Annotated in this window: 17 protein-coding genes and 1 riboswitch; of the genes, 6 read left to right on the top strand and 11 right to left on the bottom strand. The window is 72.7% G+C overall.

All coding sequences use genetic code 11. The features are described from left to right. Position 1: 1 nt before the first annotated feature. Complete coding sequence (locus NI17_RS04770) at positions 2-367, bottom strand: GntR family transcriptional regulator (protein ID WP_243597611.1); 366 nt, start codon at positions 365-367, stop codon at positions 2-4. 13 nt (positions 368-380) lie between these two features. Beyond that, complete coding sequence (locus NI17_RS04765) at positions 381-776, bottom strand: hypothetical protein (protein ID WP_068692981.1); 396 nt, start codon at positions 774-776, stop codon at positions 381-383. 115 nt (positions 777-891) lie between these two features. Between NI17_RS04765 and NI17_RS04760 the strand changes: the two genes are divergently transcribed. Next, positions 892-1,554 (top strand): TetR/AcrR family transcriptional regulator, encoded by a 663-nt coding sequence (locus tag NI17_RS04760; protein ID WP_068692980.1) that lies wholly within the window; start codon positions 892-894, stop codon positions 1,552-1,554. Positions 1,555-1,594: 40 nt separating this feature from the next. On the opposite strand, the gene NI17_RS04755 is transcribed toward NI17_RS04760, so the two are convergent. Together NI17_RS04755 and NI17_RS04750 are read right to left on the bottom strand one after the other, a co-directional pair. After that, a complete protein-coding gene (locus tag NI17_RS04755; RefSeq protein WP_068692979.1) occupies positions 1,595-2,236 on the bottom strand; it encodes a response regulator in 642 nt (213 codons plus the stop codon). A 27-nt stretch (positions 2,237-2,263) separates the two neighbouring features. Beyond that, positions 2,264-3,502: a sensor histidine kinase gene (locus NI17_RS04750; protein WP_234402061.1), complete on the bottom strand. Its 1,239-nt coding sequence runs from the start codon at positions 3,500-3,502 to the stop codon at positions 2,264-2,266. A 96-nt stretch (positions 3,503-3,598) separates the two neighbouring features. Here NI17_RS04750 and NI17_RS04745 point away from each other — a divergent pair, with 96 nt between their 5' ends. The 4 genes from NI17_RS04745 to NI17_RS04730 are packed head-to-tail and all read left to right on the top strand — an operon-like array spanning position 3,599 to position 5,565. Continuing rightward, positions 3,599-4,162: a hypothetical protein gene (locus tag NI17_RS04745; RefSeq protein ID WP_068692977.1), complete on the top strand. Its 564-nt coding sequence runs from the start codon at positions 3,599-3,601 to the stop codon at positions 4,160-4,162. Positions 4,163-4,199: 37 nt separating this feature from the next. After that, positions 4,200-4,904: an endonuclease V gene (locus tag NI17_RS04740; protein WP_068692976.1), complete on the top strand. Its 705-nt coding sequence runs from the start codon at positions 4,200-4,202 to the stop codon at positions 4,902-4,904. Between the two features lie 57 nt (positions 4,905-4,961). Continuing rightward, positions 4,962-5,174 carry a helix-turn-helix transcriptional regulator gene (locus NI17_RS04735; protein WP_068692975.1) on the top strand — a complete coding sequence of 71 codons (213 nt, stop codon included), beginning with the start codon at positions 4,962-4,964 and terminating at the stop codon, positions 5,172-5,174. Beyond that, a complete protein-coding gene (locus tag NI17_RS04730) occupies positions 5,143-5,565 on the top strand; it encodes a hypothetical protein (protein ID WP_147416861.1) in 423 nt (140 codons plus the stop codon). Before NI17_RS04735 ends, NI17_RS04730 begins: the two co-directional genes overlap by 32 nt. A gap of 9 nt (positions 5,566-5,574) precedes the next feature. Here the strand turns inward: NI17_RS04730 and NI17_RS04725 are convergent, their stop codons facing one another. Next, a complete protein-coding gene (locus NI17_RS04725) occupies positions 5,575-6,744 on the bottom strand; it encodes a tetratricopeptide repeat protein (RefSeq protein WP_211329434.1) in 1,170 nt (389 codons plus the stop codon). Then, positions 6,741-7,073, bottom strand: coding sequence for a hypothetical protein (locus tag NI17_RS04720; protein ID WP_147416860.1), 333 nt, complete (start codon positions 7,071-7,073; stop codon positions 6,741-6,743). The genes NI17_RS04725 and NI17_RS04720 overlap by 4 nt, the downstream gene beginning before the upstream one ends. Positions 7,074-7,333: 260 nt before the next feature. On the opposite strand from NI17_RS04720, the gene NI17_RS24610 reads away from it, so the two are divergent. Further along, complete coding sequence (locus tag NI17_RS24610) at positions 7,334-7,504, top strand: type II toxin-antitoxin system Phd/YefM family antitoxin (RefSeq protein ID WP_084012760.1); 171 nt, start codon at positions 7,334-7,336, stop codon at positions 7,502-7,504. 39 nt (positions 7,505-7,543) lie between these two features. Here the strand turns inward: NI17_RS24610 and NI17_RS04715 are convergent, their stop codons facing one another. From NI17_RS04715 to NI17_RS04695, 5 genes are all read right to left on the bottom strand, one after another. Further along, positions 7,544-8,140 (bottom strand): Uma2 family endonuclease, encoded by a 597-nt coding sequence (locus NI17_RS04715; RefSeq protein WP_068692972.1) that lies wholly within the window; start codon positions 8,138-8,140, stop codon positions 7,544-7,546. Between the two features lie 244 nt (positions 8,141-8,384). Next, positions 8,385-11,261: an aminomethyl-transferring glycine dehydrogenase gene (gcvP, locus tag NI17_RS04710; RefSeq protein ID WP_068692971.1), complete on the bottom strand. Its 2,877-nt coding sequence runs from the start codon at positions 11,259-11,261 to the stop codon at positions 8,385-8,387. Positions 11,262-11,354: 93 nt separating this feature from the next. After that, positions 11,355-11,446, bottom strand: a riboswitch (glycine riboswitch). 140 nt (positions 11,447-11,586) lie between these two features. Continuing rightward, positions 11,587-12,177, bottom strand: a complete 591-nt coding sequence (locus NI17_RS04705) for a MerR family transcriptional regulator (protein WP_119267639.1) — start codon at positions 12,175-12,177, stop codon at positions 11,587-11,589. A gap of 193 nt (positions 12,178-12,370) precedes the next feature. Beyond that, a complete protein-coding gene (locus NI17_RS04700) occupies positions 12,371-12,841 on the bottom strand; it encodes a bifunctional nuclease family protein (RefSeq protein WP_068692970.1) in 471 nt (156 codons plus the stop codon). 226 nt (positions 12,842-13,067) lie between these two features. Further along, positions 13,068-13,604, bottom strand: a complete 537-nt coding sequence (locus tag NI17_RS04695) for an FHA domain-containing protein (RefSeq protein WP_068692969.1) — start codon at positions 13,602-13,604, stop codon at positions 13,068-13,070. Between the last annotated feature and the right edge of the window lie 250 nt (positions 13,605-13,854).

Here is a 13,854-nt window from a genome sequence, read left to right as displayed (position 1 = left end):
CTCAGCCGTGCAACACGGCGCGGACGATGGCGACGGCCTCCTCACGGGCAATACCCAGCCGGGAGACGGTCTCGGCGTAGCGGCGCGCGGCGGCCAGCGCCTCGGCGCGCTGCCGGTCGCCGCCCGCCGCGATGAAGGTGCCCGAACGGCCCCGGGTCTCGACCACCCCCGCCTGCTCCAGTTCCCGGTAGGCGCGTGCCGCGGTGTTGACCGCCACCGACAGTTCACCGGCCAGGGCGCGCACCGTGGGCAGTTTGTAGCCGACGGGCAGCCGACCGGTGGCGGCGGCGTTGGCGACCGCCGCGCGGATCTGCTCGTACGGCGGGACCTTCGAGGACGGATCGATGCGTACGAAGTCCGTCGCCATGGCATCCCTTCCCTCAGGCTGCCACGGGGCTGCGCGGAACCCGCTCGATGCCGTGCAGCCGGTGCCGCTCCCGCAGGGTCAGCAGGCGCTCGGCGAGTTCGGTGGCCTCCCTGACCTCGGGCCGGGCCAGCCTGCGCCGCCGGTAGATGCGGTCCTCGTAGCCGCGCACGCCGACCAGCACGCGCTGACGCGCGTAGGCGGCGCGCATCGCGTCGGTGAGCGCGGCGTCGTAGGCGACTCCCAGCCGGTGCAGTTGTGCCACGTCGGCACCGGCCCCGCGGGCCCGCGCCAGTTCCTCCTCGGCCCCGCGCGCCGCCTCGAGCAACTCCGGCAGCCGCTCCGCCTGCTCGACGTCCTCGGCGTACCGCGCACGCGCCTCTGCTTTGACCCTGCGGGCTCCCAGCACCATGCTCGCTCCTTGTCTCGGATGGCTAGGGACAACTCTAGAGGGGTCCGGTGATCGTTCTCCGACACCCTCGCACCAATCCGCATCCGACTTTACGCGGTAAGTCTAAGATGGCGGTGTGAGCCGAAACAACGCCGGCCTCAGCGCCGAACTCATCGTCACCGAGGCCCTGCGCATCATCGACGGCCTGGGGCTGCGCAACCTCACCATGCGCCGCCTGGGCGACGCCCTCAAGGTCGAGGCGATGGCGATCTACCACCACTTCCCGCTGGGCAAGGAGCAGCTGTTCGGCGCGATCGTGGAGTACATCAGCGATCCCACCCGCGCCGCCTCGCCCGACGGCGCGGAGTCCGCGGAGGAGACCGAAGAGGAGGCGCAGGACCCCGGACCCGACGAGCGCCCCTGGGACCAGCGGCTGCGTGACTGGGCGCACGACTACCGCGCCGCGCTGCTGCGCCACTCGGGCGCCCTGCCGCTGATGATCCACCGCCGTCCCGACACCGTCGCGGCCCTGCGCGCCACCGAACTGCACTACGCGGCGTTCACCGAGGCGGGTCTGCCCCCGCAGGCGGTTCCCGGCGCGGCGGCGGCCCTCGACTCCTACGTGATCGGCGCGGTGGTGCACCAGGTCCGCGACGAGGGGCTGCCCAGCCGCGAACCCGCGGTGATCGACGGGCGCTTCCCCACCGTCGCGTCCCTGCGCGACGTCGAGACCGACCACGACCGCGTCTTCGCCGAGGGCCTCGACGCGCTCCTGACCGGTCTGACCGCCCGCCGCTGACCCGCCCGCGCGGACCGCCCCGGGGAGCGGGCCGCGCGGCTCAGCGCAGCCCGGCCTCCCGGGCGAGGATGGCCGCCTGCACCCGGCTGCGCAGGCCGAGTTTGGTCAGGATACGGCTGACGTGGGTCTTGACGGTGGTCTCGGTGATGTGCAGGCGGCGCGCGATCTGCTGGTTGGACAGCCCCTCGCCGACACGGGCCAGCACCTCGCGCTCGCGACCGGTGAGCCGGTCCAGCAGTGCCGGGTCCACCTCCTCCCGCCGCGGCCGGGTCCCGGCGAACTCGCGGATGAGCCTGCGGGTCACCGACGGCGCGATCATCCCCTCGCCGCGCGCGACCGTGCGCACCGCCTCGACCAGGTCGGCGGCCTCCACGTCCTTGAGCAAGAACCCCGCCGCGCCCGCGCGCAGCGCCCCGAACACGTACTCGTCCAGGTCGAACGTGGTCAGCACGAGCACGTCCACCCCCGCCGCGGCGAGCTCCCGGGTGGCGGAGATGCCGTCCCTGCGGGGCATGCGCACGTCCATGAGCACCACGTCGGGCCGCAGGCGCAGGGCCGCCTCCACGGCCCGCTGCCCGTCGGCGGCCTCGGCCACCACGGTGATGTCGGGATCGGTCCCCAGGATCATCACCAGCCCCGCGCGCACCGCCGCCTGGTCCTCGGCCACCACGACCCTGACCACGTGTCCTCCCCTGTCCTCTGCACCGCGTCACGGCTCGACCGGCAACTCGGCGCGCACCCGCCAACTCCCGTCGCCGTCGGGCCCCGCGCGGAGACGGCCGCCCAGCAGCGCGGCCCGCTCCCGCATCCCGGCCAGTCCCGCGCCCGCGCCCAGCCCCTCGGGCACGGCGTGCTGCGCCGACTCCGCGACCGGATTGACCGCCTCCACCACCAGAAGCCCGACCGCACCATCGGACGCGCCCGCGCGGCCCACCACGATCCGGACCCGTTGGGGCGCGGCGTAGCGCAGCGCGTTGGTCAGGCACTCCTGCACGATCCGGTAGGCCGCCGCGTCCACCCGCGCGGGCAGCTCACCGACGTCCTCCACACCGTCGAGCACCACGTCGAGACCCGCGTCCCGCGCGACGGCGACCAGCCGACCGGCCTCGCCCAGTCGGGGGGCGACCGGTTCCGGATCCGGGCGGTCCCCCGCGCGCAGCACCTCGATCATCCGGCGCATCTCCGCCAGCCCCCGCACGCTGTTGTCCCGTACCACCCGCAGCACGCCGCGCACCCGCTCGGGGTCGAAGTCGCGCAGCGCCAGCGCCGCGGTGGACTGCACGGCCACCGCGCTGAGGTGGTTGGCGACGACGTCGTGCAGTTCGCGAGCCATCCGCGCACGCTCCGCCGCGACCGCGTTGGCCCGGTCCAGTTCGGCCAGCCGCGCGATCTGGGCGGCCCGCTGGCGTTCCAGCTCGGCCCGTGCCCGGTGGGCGCGCACGCTCAGCCCGCCCGTCAGCGGTGTGACGAACACCAGGGTGTAGAGGCCGATCAGTTGCAGCAGCCCGAGCAGGCCGTCGGCGACCAGCATGGAGCGGACCAGGAAACCGCCGAGGCCCAGCGTCGCCACGCCGCCCGCGGTGACCGCGGCGACCACCCCGTGGACGAGTCGGGAGCCGCCCCACACCGCCGCCGCGTACAGCAGGTCGCCGTAGACGACCACCGGCCACACCGACGGTCCCAGCACCGCCGCGTCCACGGCCAGCCCCGCCGTGGCCACCGCCAGCCCGGTCCCGGGGCGGGTGCGCCGCAGCGGCAGAGCCGCGCACACCACCGTCAGGGGGACCAGCAGCCAGCGCGGATCGACCCCGTCCCGGTGCACGAACACCCCCAGGACCCACAGCAGCAGTCCCACCGCCAGGTTGGCCGCCGCCCACAGCAGGCTGCCCAGCCGCGAGAGACCGCCCAGCGCCTCGCGGTCCAGTAACTCCACCCGGGCCTGTCGCACGCTCCCATCTCAGCACGGCCCCGTCCACGGCCGCGTCATCCGAAAGCAGTACGCCCGCTCCTTCCTCGCGCGGACAACGGACCCGCGAGGGAGCCCATGATCGTCACCGCGATCCTGGCCTGCGAAGTGCTGTTCTGGGTCCTGCTGCTGGGCGGACCGGGCGCACGCCGCCTGCTGCGCATGCGCCGGTCGAGCACCGTGCTGCTCCTACTGGTCCCGGTGCTGGACGTGATACTGCTGCTGATCATCGCCGGGCACCTGAAGGCGGGCGGCCACGCCGACGCCGGCCACGGGCTCGGCGCGTTGGACCCGGGCTTCACCGCGGCCTACGGGCACAGCGTGGTCGCGTGGGCCGACGCGGTTCGCGCACCGCCTCGCGGGCGGTCCCCCGCCGCCGAAAGCCCCCCGGTCGGGGCTGCCCGCCCTCCGCCGCGGGACGGTGGCGTGGCTGCGCGGACCGGTCGCCGCCGGGGTGGGCGCGGCCGTGCTCGGCGGCCCGGTCCGGTTCGTCGGCGACCCCGAGCGCACCGCGGCGCTGTCGGGGTTCTTCCCCCGCTCGCGGTGTTCACGGTCATCAACACCGTGGTCTTCGGCTGGGACTGCGTGGCGGCGCTGCCGCCCTCCCGGCGCGCGGCGGACCGCGAGGGCGTGGCAGGCTGAACAGGTCGTCCGCCCAGCGATCCGAGGGGATGCGTCCATGCCGCATGTGTTTCCGGAACCGGCCCGGGAGGAACTCCGGCCCTCCGACCCGTCCGAGGCGCGCGCTGTGCAGGACCGGCTGGCCCCCCGGGTGCGGACCGAACCGCTCGACCCCGGCGGGGTGCGGCTGGTGGCGGGACTGGACGTCAGCTACGGCGCGACCGAACTGGTGGCGGCCGCGGCCGTGCTGGACGCCGCGACGCTGGAGGTCGTGGCACAGGCCACCGTGCGGGCCGCGCCGTCCTTCCCCTACGTTCCCGGACTGCTCGCGTTCCGGGAGCTGCCGCCGCTGCTGACCGTGCTGGAGCGGCTGGACGTCGAGCCCGACGTCTACGTCTGCGACGGCTACGGGCTGGCGCATCCGCGCCGGTTCGGGCTCGCCTGCCACCTGGGCGTGCTGCTGGACCGGCCGGTGCTCGGCGTGGCCAAGACCGCGTTCGTGGGCCGCTGTGCCGAGCCCGGTCCCGCCCGCGGGTCGGCTGCCGACCTGGTCGACGGCGGCGAGGTGGTGGGGCGCTGCCTGCGGGTCCAGGACGGCGTCAAACCGGTGTACGTCTCCGTCGGGCACCGCGTGGACCTGGACTCCGCCTGCGCGCTGGTGCTGCGCCTGTCCCCGAGGTACCGGATCTGCGAGCCGATCCGCCGCGCCGACCGGTTGTCCCGGAGGGAGCTGGCGGCCACCCCCGATGGAAAACACCCTTGACACCACGGGATGTCAAGCCTACTTTCCATGTTAAGGAAGCTTGACACAGGGAGAGGAATGGACAACGACGTTCGCGCGTTGCGCACCGCGCGGGGCTGGTCCCAGCAGGCCCTCGGCGAACGGCTCGGGGTCTCACGGCAGACGGTCAACGCCATCGAGAAGGGCCGCTACGACCCCTCGCTGCCGCTGGCGATCCGCATCGCGCGCCTCTTCCGACGACCCGTGGAGGAGATCTTCCATGCAGACGAAGAACAGGCGACGTCGGCCTGACACGTCCCCGCCCGCGGGCGGCTGGCTCGTCCCCGGGACCTCCGTGGCTCTGGGACTGCTGCTGGCCGTCCCGGTGGCGCTGCGCGGCGAGCCCGGCCTGGCCGCGGCGGTGCTGGCCGTCATGGTCGGCTACGCGGTCGCCCTGGTGGTGCTGTCCCGCCGGTTCGAGGCCGCCGACCTGCTGCGCGGCTCGGCGATCGACGAGCGCCAGCGCTCGGTCCACTCCAGGGCCGCGGCCTTCGTCGGCCACGTGATGGCCCTCACGGTCGTGGGCGGCTTCTGCTACGGCCTGATCACCGACCATGCCGCCACGATGACCTTCGCCTTCCTGGGCTTCGTCGGCGGCGTCTCCTACGTCGCGGCGATGATCTACCACGCGGTGCGCGGCTGAGCCGCCGGATCAGGCGGAGCCGTCGGCGCGGCGCAGCCGCCCGCGGAGGTCGTCGTGGAGCGCGCGGCCCCACACGTAGTCGTCTCCCACCCGCAGCGCCCCGGCGAGCGCGGCGCGCAGTTCCGTCGCGGAGGCGGCCCCGTCCGCCTGCCGCACCGCCAGCAGGGCGTGCATCCGGCTGAGGGCCACGAACAACTCCCCGGCGAGCAGCGGCGCGCTGTCGGAGGCCACCGCCGCCTCCAGGTAGGGGTCCCACCAGGACTCGGCCTCGCCGGTCCGCTCGGCGGTCTCGGGGTCGGGCTCCAGGAAGCCGCGCCGCAGCCGCGCGCGGACCAGCGCGGCGACCTCGCCGTCGCGGTGCGTCAGGCCGCCGTGCCACACGCGCTCGGCCGTCTCCGCGTCGCCGCGCACGGCGAGCAGCCGCGCCAGCAGCTCGTGGGCGACCGCCGCGCTGTCCGGGTCGAGCGCTCCGGAACCGTCCGACAGGGCCGCGTCGAACTCGGCGATGGCCCGCTCCACGTGCAGCGCGCCCAGCAGCACCCGCAGCGCGGGCGTCTCCCGAGCCGCCAGCCCCCGAGAGACGGCTTCGGCGGCCTCGGCGACCGCGCCGCGCTCCAGCAGCCGCTCGGCGTGGTCGCGGGCCGCCTCGGCCACCGTCTCGGGGTCTGCGGGCGCGTCCAGCGCCCGCTGCCAGTGGCCGCGCGCGGCGTCGCGGTCACCGCGCGACTCGGCCAGCCGCGCCAGCCCGTGGTGGGCCACCGCCAGGTAGCGCTCGTTGCCGAGGGCCAGCACGGTGCGCCAGGCGTCGGCCGCCGCCTCGGCGTCTCCCTCGCCCTCGCACAGCAGCGCCAGGTGGTAGGCGGCGCGCGGCGCGAACTCCGTGTCTTCGGTGGCGATCGCGGTCTCGTCGGCGCGCCGCGCGGCGGCGGTGTCGCCGCTCCGCTCGCGCACCACGGCCAGCCCCAGCGCGGCCCGCGCCCGGTGTCGGGGTCCGGCCTGGGCCACCACGCGCTCGTACCGCGCGGCCGCGCGTTCCAGGTGCCCCGCCTCGGCCAGGTCCCGGGCCTGGTCGCACAGGAGGGCGGCCTCGGTGTCGCCGAGTGCGGCGGGGGACGCGGGGGTTTCGGACTTGACGTCCTCCCCGCCCTGAAAGGCGGGGACTTCTTCTGCCCGGCTCATGCCAGGCTCCGGTGGGTTCCTGCTCCACCGACCTGAGCCACCCCGGGGGCTGGTCTTACCCGGTCTCCACAGGCGTCCAGCCTCTCGGCCCGGCGGAGTGCACGCGGGTTGGTGATCGTGCGCCCGTGCTGGTCGGTGGCGAACGTGTTCAACCCCAGGTCCGGAGCGAGTTCGACGTCCTGGCCGTGCTCATCCACCACCGGGGCCGAGTGTCCGCCTTTCCCGCCCGGGTCGGTTTCCACGACGGATGAGGCGTAGTACCGGCCGTCGGCGGTCTTGATGACGGCGACCGAGGTGGGCGCGGACGGCAGGTCGCGTGGCCACGCCACCCGCACATCCCCGATCTTCGCCGGGTTCGGGCGACCGTCGGCACGGATACGGAAACCCCCGGAGTGCAGGCGAATCGCCTGCCGGTCGTCCTTGCGTGACCGGAACCGGGGAGCGCCCATGCGGGCGCCCCCGAAAGCCCGAGCAAGGGCCTGCTGTTGGCCGGGGCTTGGGTGGATGCGGTACCTGCAGCGAAGCTGCACAGTACTTACGGTACCACTAGTGCTAAACGTCATGTTCGTTCTTCTAGTACCGTTGGGGTATGGATGAACTCGCAACAAACGAACTCCGCGACCAACTCGGCCGACGCATCGACCAGGCTCACTACAGGGGAGAGCACACCATCGTGAAGAAGAACGGCGAACCCCGAGCTGTGCTGGTGCCTTACCAGTGGTGGCAAAAGCACCAGCACAGCGAGGAAGCAACGGGCTGACCCCGCCCTGAGGGACGGGGCCTGCGCCCGAAGAACCGGTCAGTACGCGCGCAGCCGCGAGGTGTCCAGGACGAAGTCGAACGGCTCGGGAACGGCCAACTTCTCACCGAAGTTGCGTACCGCCCGGTCCCGGTAGTCGTCACCCTCGGGACCGGCGTACAACGTGGCCTTGCCGAGCAGCGGATCGATGAGGAGGTAGAACTCGATGCCCGCCCGTGCGTAGATGCCGCGTTTGGCCTCGCGGTCGGCACCGGCGTTGCTTCTGGAAGTCACCTCGGCCACGAGCAGCACGTCGTCAGGGCCGATCCAGTGCTGCGAGGAGGTGTCCAGCACTTCCTCGGGAGCCACGAAGAGATCCGGGGTCACGCTGCGCTGCAGGTGGTGCATCCGGATCTCAAGACGGGTCTCGTCATCAGTGCCCTGCGGGAGGTGGGGTGCCAACTGGCGTTCCAGTTCTCGCAGGTTTCGGCCGTGGCGCCCAACAGGCGTGGGCGACAAGGTGACCGTTTCCCCGTCCAAGCTCTCGGCCCGCCACAGCCTGGTCTCCGGCAGGCTGTCGAGCCTCGTGAAGAGGTCGGTCGAACCCGGTTCCGCTCTATCCGCTGCCTGGGCGGCCTCGGTCGCGAGCGTTGTCATTCGCGACTCCTCCTGACTGGACATCGACCATCCCACCCTGCCATATCGCGGAGGCGTTTTCCGCCTGTCCGCTTCTCCTCCCCCGTTCCTGGGTGGTCTTCCCTTCAGGAGGTCGGCGGTCGCGCCCTCGGTTCCGGCGCCCGGGCGGCAACCGGACCGGGGATTTTACAGCGTAGATTCGCTGGTTGCGGGGGAGCGTCCCTCCGCCGGTCGGCGCGGACGACCGCGCCGACCGGCGGGCGGCTCAGTCGCCGAACGCCTCCGGCGGCGGGCAGGCGCACACCAGGTTGCGGTCGCCGTAGGCCTGGTCGATGCGGCCCACCGGCGCCCAGTACTTGTTCTGCCGCAGGCCCGGCAGCGGGTAGGCGGCCTCCTCGCGCGAGTAGGCGTGCTTCCAGTCGTCGGCGGTGAGCGCCTCGGCGGTGTGCGGGGCGTTCTTCAGCGGGTTGTCCTCGCGGTCGTAGCCGCCGTCGGCCACCCGGTCGATCTCGGCGCGGATGGCGATCATCGCGTCGACGAACCGGTCCAGCTCGGCGAGGTCCTCGCTCTCGGTCGGCTCGACCATCAGGGTCCCCGGCACCGGGAAGGACATGGTCGGCGCGTGGAAGCCGTAGTCGACGAGCCGCTTGGTGATGTCGTCGTTGGAGATCCCGGTGCGCTTGTGCAGGCCCCGGATGTCGATGACGCACTCGTGCGCCACCAGACCGTTCGGACCGGTGTAGAGCACCGGGTAGTACGGGGCCAGCCGCCGGGCCACGTAGTTGGCGGCCAGCACGGCGTTCTCGGTGGCCGCGCGCAGGCCCCGCTCCCCCATCATGCGGATGTAGGCCCACGAGATCGGCAGGATGCCCGCCGAGCCGAACGGCGCCGCCGCCACCGGGCCCGCGCCCGTGTGCGGTCCCGCCTCGGTGCGGGCCGGGTGGTTGGGCAGGAAGTCGGCCAGGTGCGCGCGCACCGCCACCGGCCCCACCCCGGGGCCTCCGCCGCCGTGCGGGATGCAGAAGGTCTTGTGCAGGTTCAGGTGGCTGACGTCCGCGCCGAACTCACCCGGCCTGGCCCAGCCCACCAGCGCGTTGAGGTTGGCGCCGTCCACGTAGACCTGGCCGCCCGCCTCGTGGACCAGGCGGCACACCTCGGTGATGGTCTCCTCGTACACCCCGTGCGTGGAGGGGTAGGTGACCATGAGCGCCGCCAGCTCGTCCCCGGTGTCGGCGATCTTGGCGCGCAGGTCGTCCAGGTCGATGTTGCCGCCGTCGTCGCAGGCCACGACGGTGACCCGCATGCCCGCCATGACGGCGCTGGCGGCGTTGGTGCCGTGCGCGGAACCGGGGATCAGGCACACGTCGCGCCGCTGCTCGCCCCGGCTGCGGTGGTAGCCGCGGATCGCCAGCAGCCCGGCGAACTCGCCCTGGGAGCCCGCGTTGGGCTGCAGAGACACCGCGTCGTAGCCGGTGATCTCGGCCAACCACGTCTCCAGGTCGCGCACGATCCGCACCAGCCCCTCGGCCTGGTCCAGCGGCGCGAACGGGTGCAGTCCGGCGAAGGCGGGCCAGCTGACCGCCTCCATCTCGGCGGTGGCGTTGAGCTTCATCGTGCACGAGCCCAGCGGAATCATGGTGCGGTCCAGCGCCAGGTCCCGGTCGGCCAGCCGCCGCAGGTAGCGCAGCAGGGAGGTCTCGCTGCGGTGGGTGTGGAACACCGGGTGGTCCAGGTAGTCGACGTCGCGGACCAGGTCGGCGGGCAGCGCCGAGGAAACGTCGGCGCCGTCGGGCGGGGTCTGGGCACCGAAGGCGCGCAGCACCGTCTGGACGTGCTCGGGCGTGGTGGTCTCGTCGCAGGAGAGGCCGACGGTGTCGGCGTCGGCGAGGAACAGGTTGACGCCGAGGTCGCGGGCGGCGCGGACCACGTCGGCGGCGCGCGCGGGCACCCGCACCCGCAGCGTGTCGAAGAAGGAGTCGGTCAGCACCTCCACGCCCGCCCCGCGCAGTCCGGCGGCGAGTTCGGCGGTGCGGCGGTGCACCCGCTCGGCGATGGCGCGCAGGCCGTCGGGACCGTGGTGGACGGCGTACATCCCGGCCATGACGGCGAGCAGCACCTGGGCGGTGCAGATGTTGCTGGTGGCCTTCTCGCGGCGGATGTGCTGCTCGCGGGTCTGCAGGGCCAGGCGGTAGGCGGGCCTTCCGGCGGCGTCCACCGACACGCCGACCAGCCGCCCCGGAAGCTGCCGCTGCAGCCCCTGGCGCACCGCCATGTAGGCGGCGTGCGGGCCGCCGAAGCCCATGGGCACCCCGAAGCGCTGGGTGGAGCCCACCGCGACGTCCGCGCCCAACTCGCCGGGGCTGCGCAGCAGGGTCAGCGCGAGGATGTCGGCGGCGACCACGGCGAGCGCGTCCCGCTCGTGGGCGGCCTCGACCACCGGGCGCACGTCGCGCACCTGCCCGCTCGCCGCCGGGTACTGCACGAGCACCCCGAAGGCGTCGACGTCGGGCAGCCCCTCGGACAGGTCGGCGACGACCAGGTCGATGCCCAGGGGTTCGGCTCGGGTGCGCAGCACCGCCAGGGTCTGCTCGAACACGTCGGCGTCCACCACGAACACCGACCGCTTCTTCCTGTCGACCCGGCGGGCCAGGGTCATCGCCTCGGCCGCGGCGGTGGCCTCGTCCAGCAGGGAGGCCCCGGCCACCGGGAGGCCGGTGAGGTCGGCGACCATCGTCTGGAAGTTCAGCAGCGCCTCCAGGCGCCCCTGGGAGATCTCCGGCTGGTAGGGGGTGTAGGCGGTGTACCAGGCGGGGTTCTCCAGCACGTTGCGGCGGATCACCGGCGGGGTGACGGTGTCGTAGTAGCCCTGCCCGATCATGGAGACCAGCACCCGGTTGCGGTCGGCCAGTGCGCGCAGTTCGGCCAGCGCCGCGGCCTCACCGACCGGTTCGGGCAGGTCCAGCGGCGCGGGGGCGCCGGGGGCGCTCAGGATGCTGTCGGGCAGCGCCGCGGCCATCAGGTCGGCGGTGGAGGCGTAGCCCACCGCCTCGAGCATCGCGGCGCGCTCGTCGGCGTCCGGGCCGATGTGCCGGTCGGCGAACTCCGTCGCGGGCCGGGGGGCGGGTGTGGGGCGATCCGACATGGAGACCTCCTGGTCGCTGGGCCGCCGGGCGGCTTGCTCCTTGGTCTCCCCCTCTGTCACCTGCGGCCGACGCGCCGCCGTGCTCCAGAGTGCCTGTCCCACACGGTCCCTGGTGCCTGAGAGGTTGCTGGGGAGGTTTGCCCCGTCGGCGCTCCGCGGCGCGGAGTCTCTCCCGTGTGGTGTCAACGGCCGGTCGTTGACGGCCGGTGCCGTACCGGTCCGCCACGTTCCTCATGGTACCGATCCGCACCCCGGGCGCTCCCCGCGGCTCCGAGATGCCGGTCACACCCGCCGCCGGTGGGCGCGGGCCCGGAGGCGCCGGCGGTCAGCCGGTGCGACGCTGGCGGCGGCGCCGGGCCAGTTCGTCCCCGGGGTGCGGGTCCTCGTCGGCGCCCAGCGGCTCGCCGTGCAGTTCGCCGAGGCTTGCCTCCAGTTCCCGCCACACCCGTCCCAGAGCGATCCCGAACACTCCCTGGCCGCCCTGGAGCAGGTCCACGACCTCGTCGGGCGAGGTGCACTCGTAGACGCTCACGCCGTCGCTCATCAGGGTGATCTGGGCCAGGTCGGCGGTGCCCCGCTGTCTCAGGTGCTCCACCGCGGTGCGGATCTGCTGCAGGGAGATGCCCGTGTCGAGCAGCCGCTTGACGACCTTGAGGACGAGGATGTCGCGGAAGCTGTACAGACGCTGCTCCCCGCCGGGCACGCTGACGCTCGGCTCGACCAGGTGGGTGCGCGCCCAGTAGTCGAGCTGGCGATACGTGATCCCCGCTGCCGCGCAGGCGGCGGGGCCACGGTATCCGACGTCCATCGGCAGCCCCACCACGTCCTCTTCACACAGCAGGCCCTGCTCACCCGCCCACCGCACGGCTGCCCGCCGATGCTCGGAGGCTTTCTGCTTGTCGCTGATAACCGCCACGCCGAACCTCCGGCTTCCCGGCCTGCGACGGTTTGACTAGGGGAGATACCAGGTTTGGCGTCGCAGGCTGCTTCACCCCCCGACGGTAAGCCGGGGGCATGGACAGCGTCAACGACAGTCCTCGGCGCGTCGCGGACGACATCGATTCGTCGGCACGGCCGCGGCGCGTGCCCGTCCGCTCCCGGCCGTCGCCTCAGGTCATCCTGCCGAAGTCCTCGGGTGTGATGTTGTCCAGGAACGCCCGGAAGCGCTCCACCTCGTCCTCCTGCTCGTCGGGGATCGCCACTCCGGCCTCGTCGAGGACGTCGTCGCGCACGTAGATGGGAGCCCCCGTGCGCAGCGCCAGCGCGATCGAGTCCGAGGGGCGCGCGCTGACCTCGGCGCCGTTGGAGAACACCAACTCCGCGTAGAAGACGCCGTTCTCCAACGCGGTGATGTTCACCGTGGTCAAAGTGGTGTCCAGCGCCTCCAGGACGTCACGGAGGAGGTCATGGGTGAGCGGGCGCGCGGGTTTGACGCCCTGCTGTGCCAGCGCGATGGCGGTGGCCTCGACCGCGCCGATCCAGATGGGGAGGTAGCGCTCCCCGTCGGTCTCCTTGAGCAGGACAATCGGTTGGTTGGCCGGCATCTCCACCCGGACGCCGACGACCTCCATATGCTTCACTGCGGCTCCGTCCCACGACTTGTCGCGTTCGGAGGGGCACACGCCGAAGTGCGCTCTGCTCCATTCCCCACGGTACACCGCCGGGGCCCGCCCGTGTCAGTCGCGGACACCGGACCCCCGGCGGTCCTCTCCTAAGGCTCTCCGGTCCTGGGCGCGGCAAACCTGCTCGGGGGGCGGGGCCGGGGGTCGGACCCGCCCGCTCCGCGACAGTCGCGTCGGTCGCCGGTCAGCGACGCGGGTTGGTGAGGAGAACCAGGCGGAACTTGCCGATCTGGATCTCGTCGCCGCCGCCGAGTTCGGCCTCGTCGATGCGTTCGCGGTTGACATAGGTGCCGTTCAGGCTGCCCACGTCGCGAACTCCGAAGGAGCCACCGCGTCGGTAGAACTCCACGTGCCGTCGGGAAACCGTCACGTCGTCTAAGAAGATGTCGCTGTTGGGGTGGCGTCCCGCGGTGGTGACGTCCTTGTCCAACAGGAAACGGCTGCCCGCGTTGGGTCCGCGCTTGACGACCAGCAGGGCGGTCCCGGGGGGCAGGGCTTCCACGGCGGCCGTGTCGGGAGCCACGTCCTCGACGCCGTCAGCTTCGGCCTCCAGCGCCTGGATGCCGCTGATGGAGATCGTGGACGTCGTCTCGCCGACGCGGTCGCGGCGCTCACGCGGCTGCGACAGATCCCCTCGTGACCGGTTGACGGGGGAACCGCAGTTGGAGCAGAAACGGGCATCATCCGCAACGGCGTGACCGCACTGCGTGCAGTTCGACATAGGTCGGCTCGGCCTCCTACCGCACGGGGCGGTCCTTGAATCGACTGGGTGACATACAGGTTACGGAGATGGCGGTCCGAGGACCTCCGCGCCTCAGGTCAGGTCCTTTCCATATCCCTTCCCCATAATCACCTCTTTTTTCACCATCTCTTACACCAAGAGCACTCGGCTCTAAACCATATCCGCACGGCGCCGGAGGCCGTGCCGTGCTCGGAGTCTTCCCTGATTCCAGGCTGATTTCAAACTCCGC

Origin of the sequence: Thermobifida halotolerans (assembly GCF_003574835.2) — a bacterium.
Taxonomy (GTDB): domain Bacteria; phylum Actinomycetota; class Actinomycetes; order Streptosporangiales; family Streptosporangiaceae; genus Thermobifida; species Thermobifida halotolerans.
Note: the sequence above shows the minus strand (reverse complement) of the source record. Positions and strands in the feature narration are given on the sequence as shown.

Excerpts from the sequence above, each read along its gene's own strand:
- gcvP (WP_068692971.1), bottom strand. The coding sequence starts at position 11,261 with ATGTCGGATCGCCCCACACCCGCCCCCCGGCCCGCGACGGAGTTCGCC.
- NI17_RS04715 (WP_068692972.1), bottom strand. The coding sequence starts at position 8,140 with ATGACAACGCTCGCGACCGAGGCCGCCCAGGCAGCGGATAGAGCGGAA.
- NI17_RS04695 (WP_068692969.1), bottom strand. The coding sequence starts at position 13,604 with ATGTCGAACTGCACGCAGTGCGGTCACGCCGTTGCGGATGATGCCCGT.
- NI17_RS04770 (WP_243597611.1), bottom strand. The coding sequence starts at position 367 with ATGGCGACGGACTTCGTACGCATCGATCCGTCCTCGAAGGTCCCGCCG.
- NI17_RS24610 (WP_084012760.1), top strand. The coding sequence starts at position 7,334 with ATGGATGAACTCGCAACAAACGAACTCCGCGACCAACTCGGCCGACGC.
- NI17_RS04725 (WP_211329434.1), bottom strand. The coding sequence starts at position 6,744 with ATGAGCCGGGCAGAAGAAGTCCCCGCCTTTCAGGGCGGGGAGGACGTC.
- NI17_RS04730 (WP_147416861.1), top strand. The coding sequence starts at position 5,143 with ATGCAGACGAAGAACAGGCGACGTCGGCCTGACACGTCCCCGCCCGCG.
- NI17_RS04765 (WP_068692981.1), bottom strand. The coding sequence starts at position 776 with ATGGTGCTGGGAGCCCGCAGGGTCAAAGCAGAGGCGCGTGCGCGGTAC.
- NI17_RS04735 (WP_068692975.1), top strand. The coding sequence starts at position 4,962 with ATGGACAACGACGTTCGCGCGTTGCGCACCGCGCGGGGCTGGTCCCAG.
- NI17_RS04745 (WP_068692977.1), top strand. The coding sequence starts at position 3,599 with ATGATCGTCACCGCGATCCTGGCCTGCGAAGTGCTGTTCTGGGTCCTG.
- NI17_RS04740 (WP_068692976.1), top strand. The coding sequence starts at position 4,200 with ATGCCGCATGTGTTTCCGGAACCGGCCCGGGAGGAACTCCGGCCCTCC.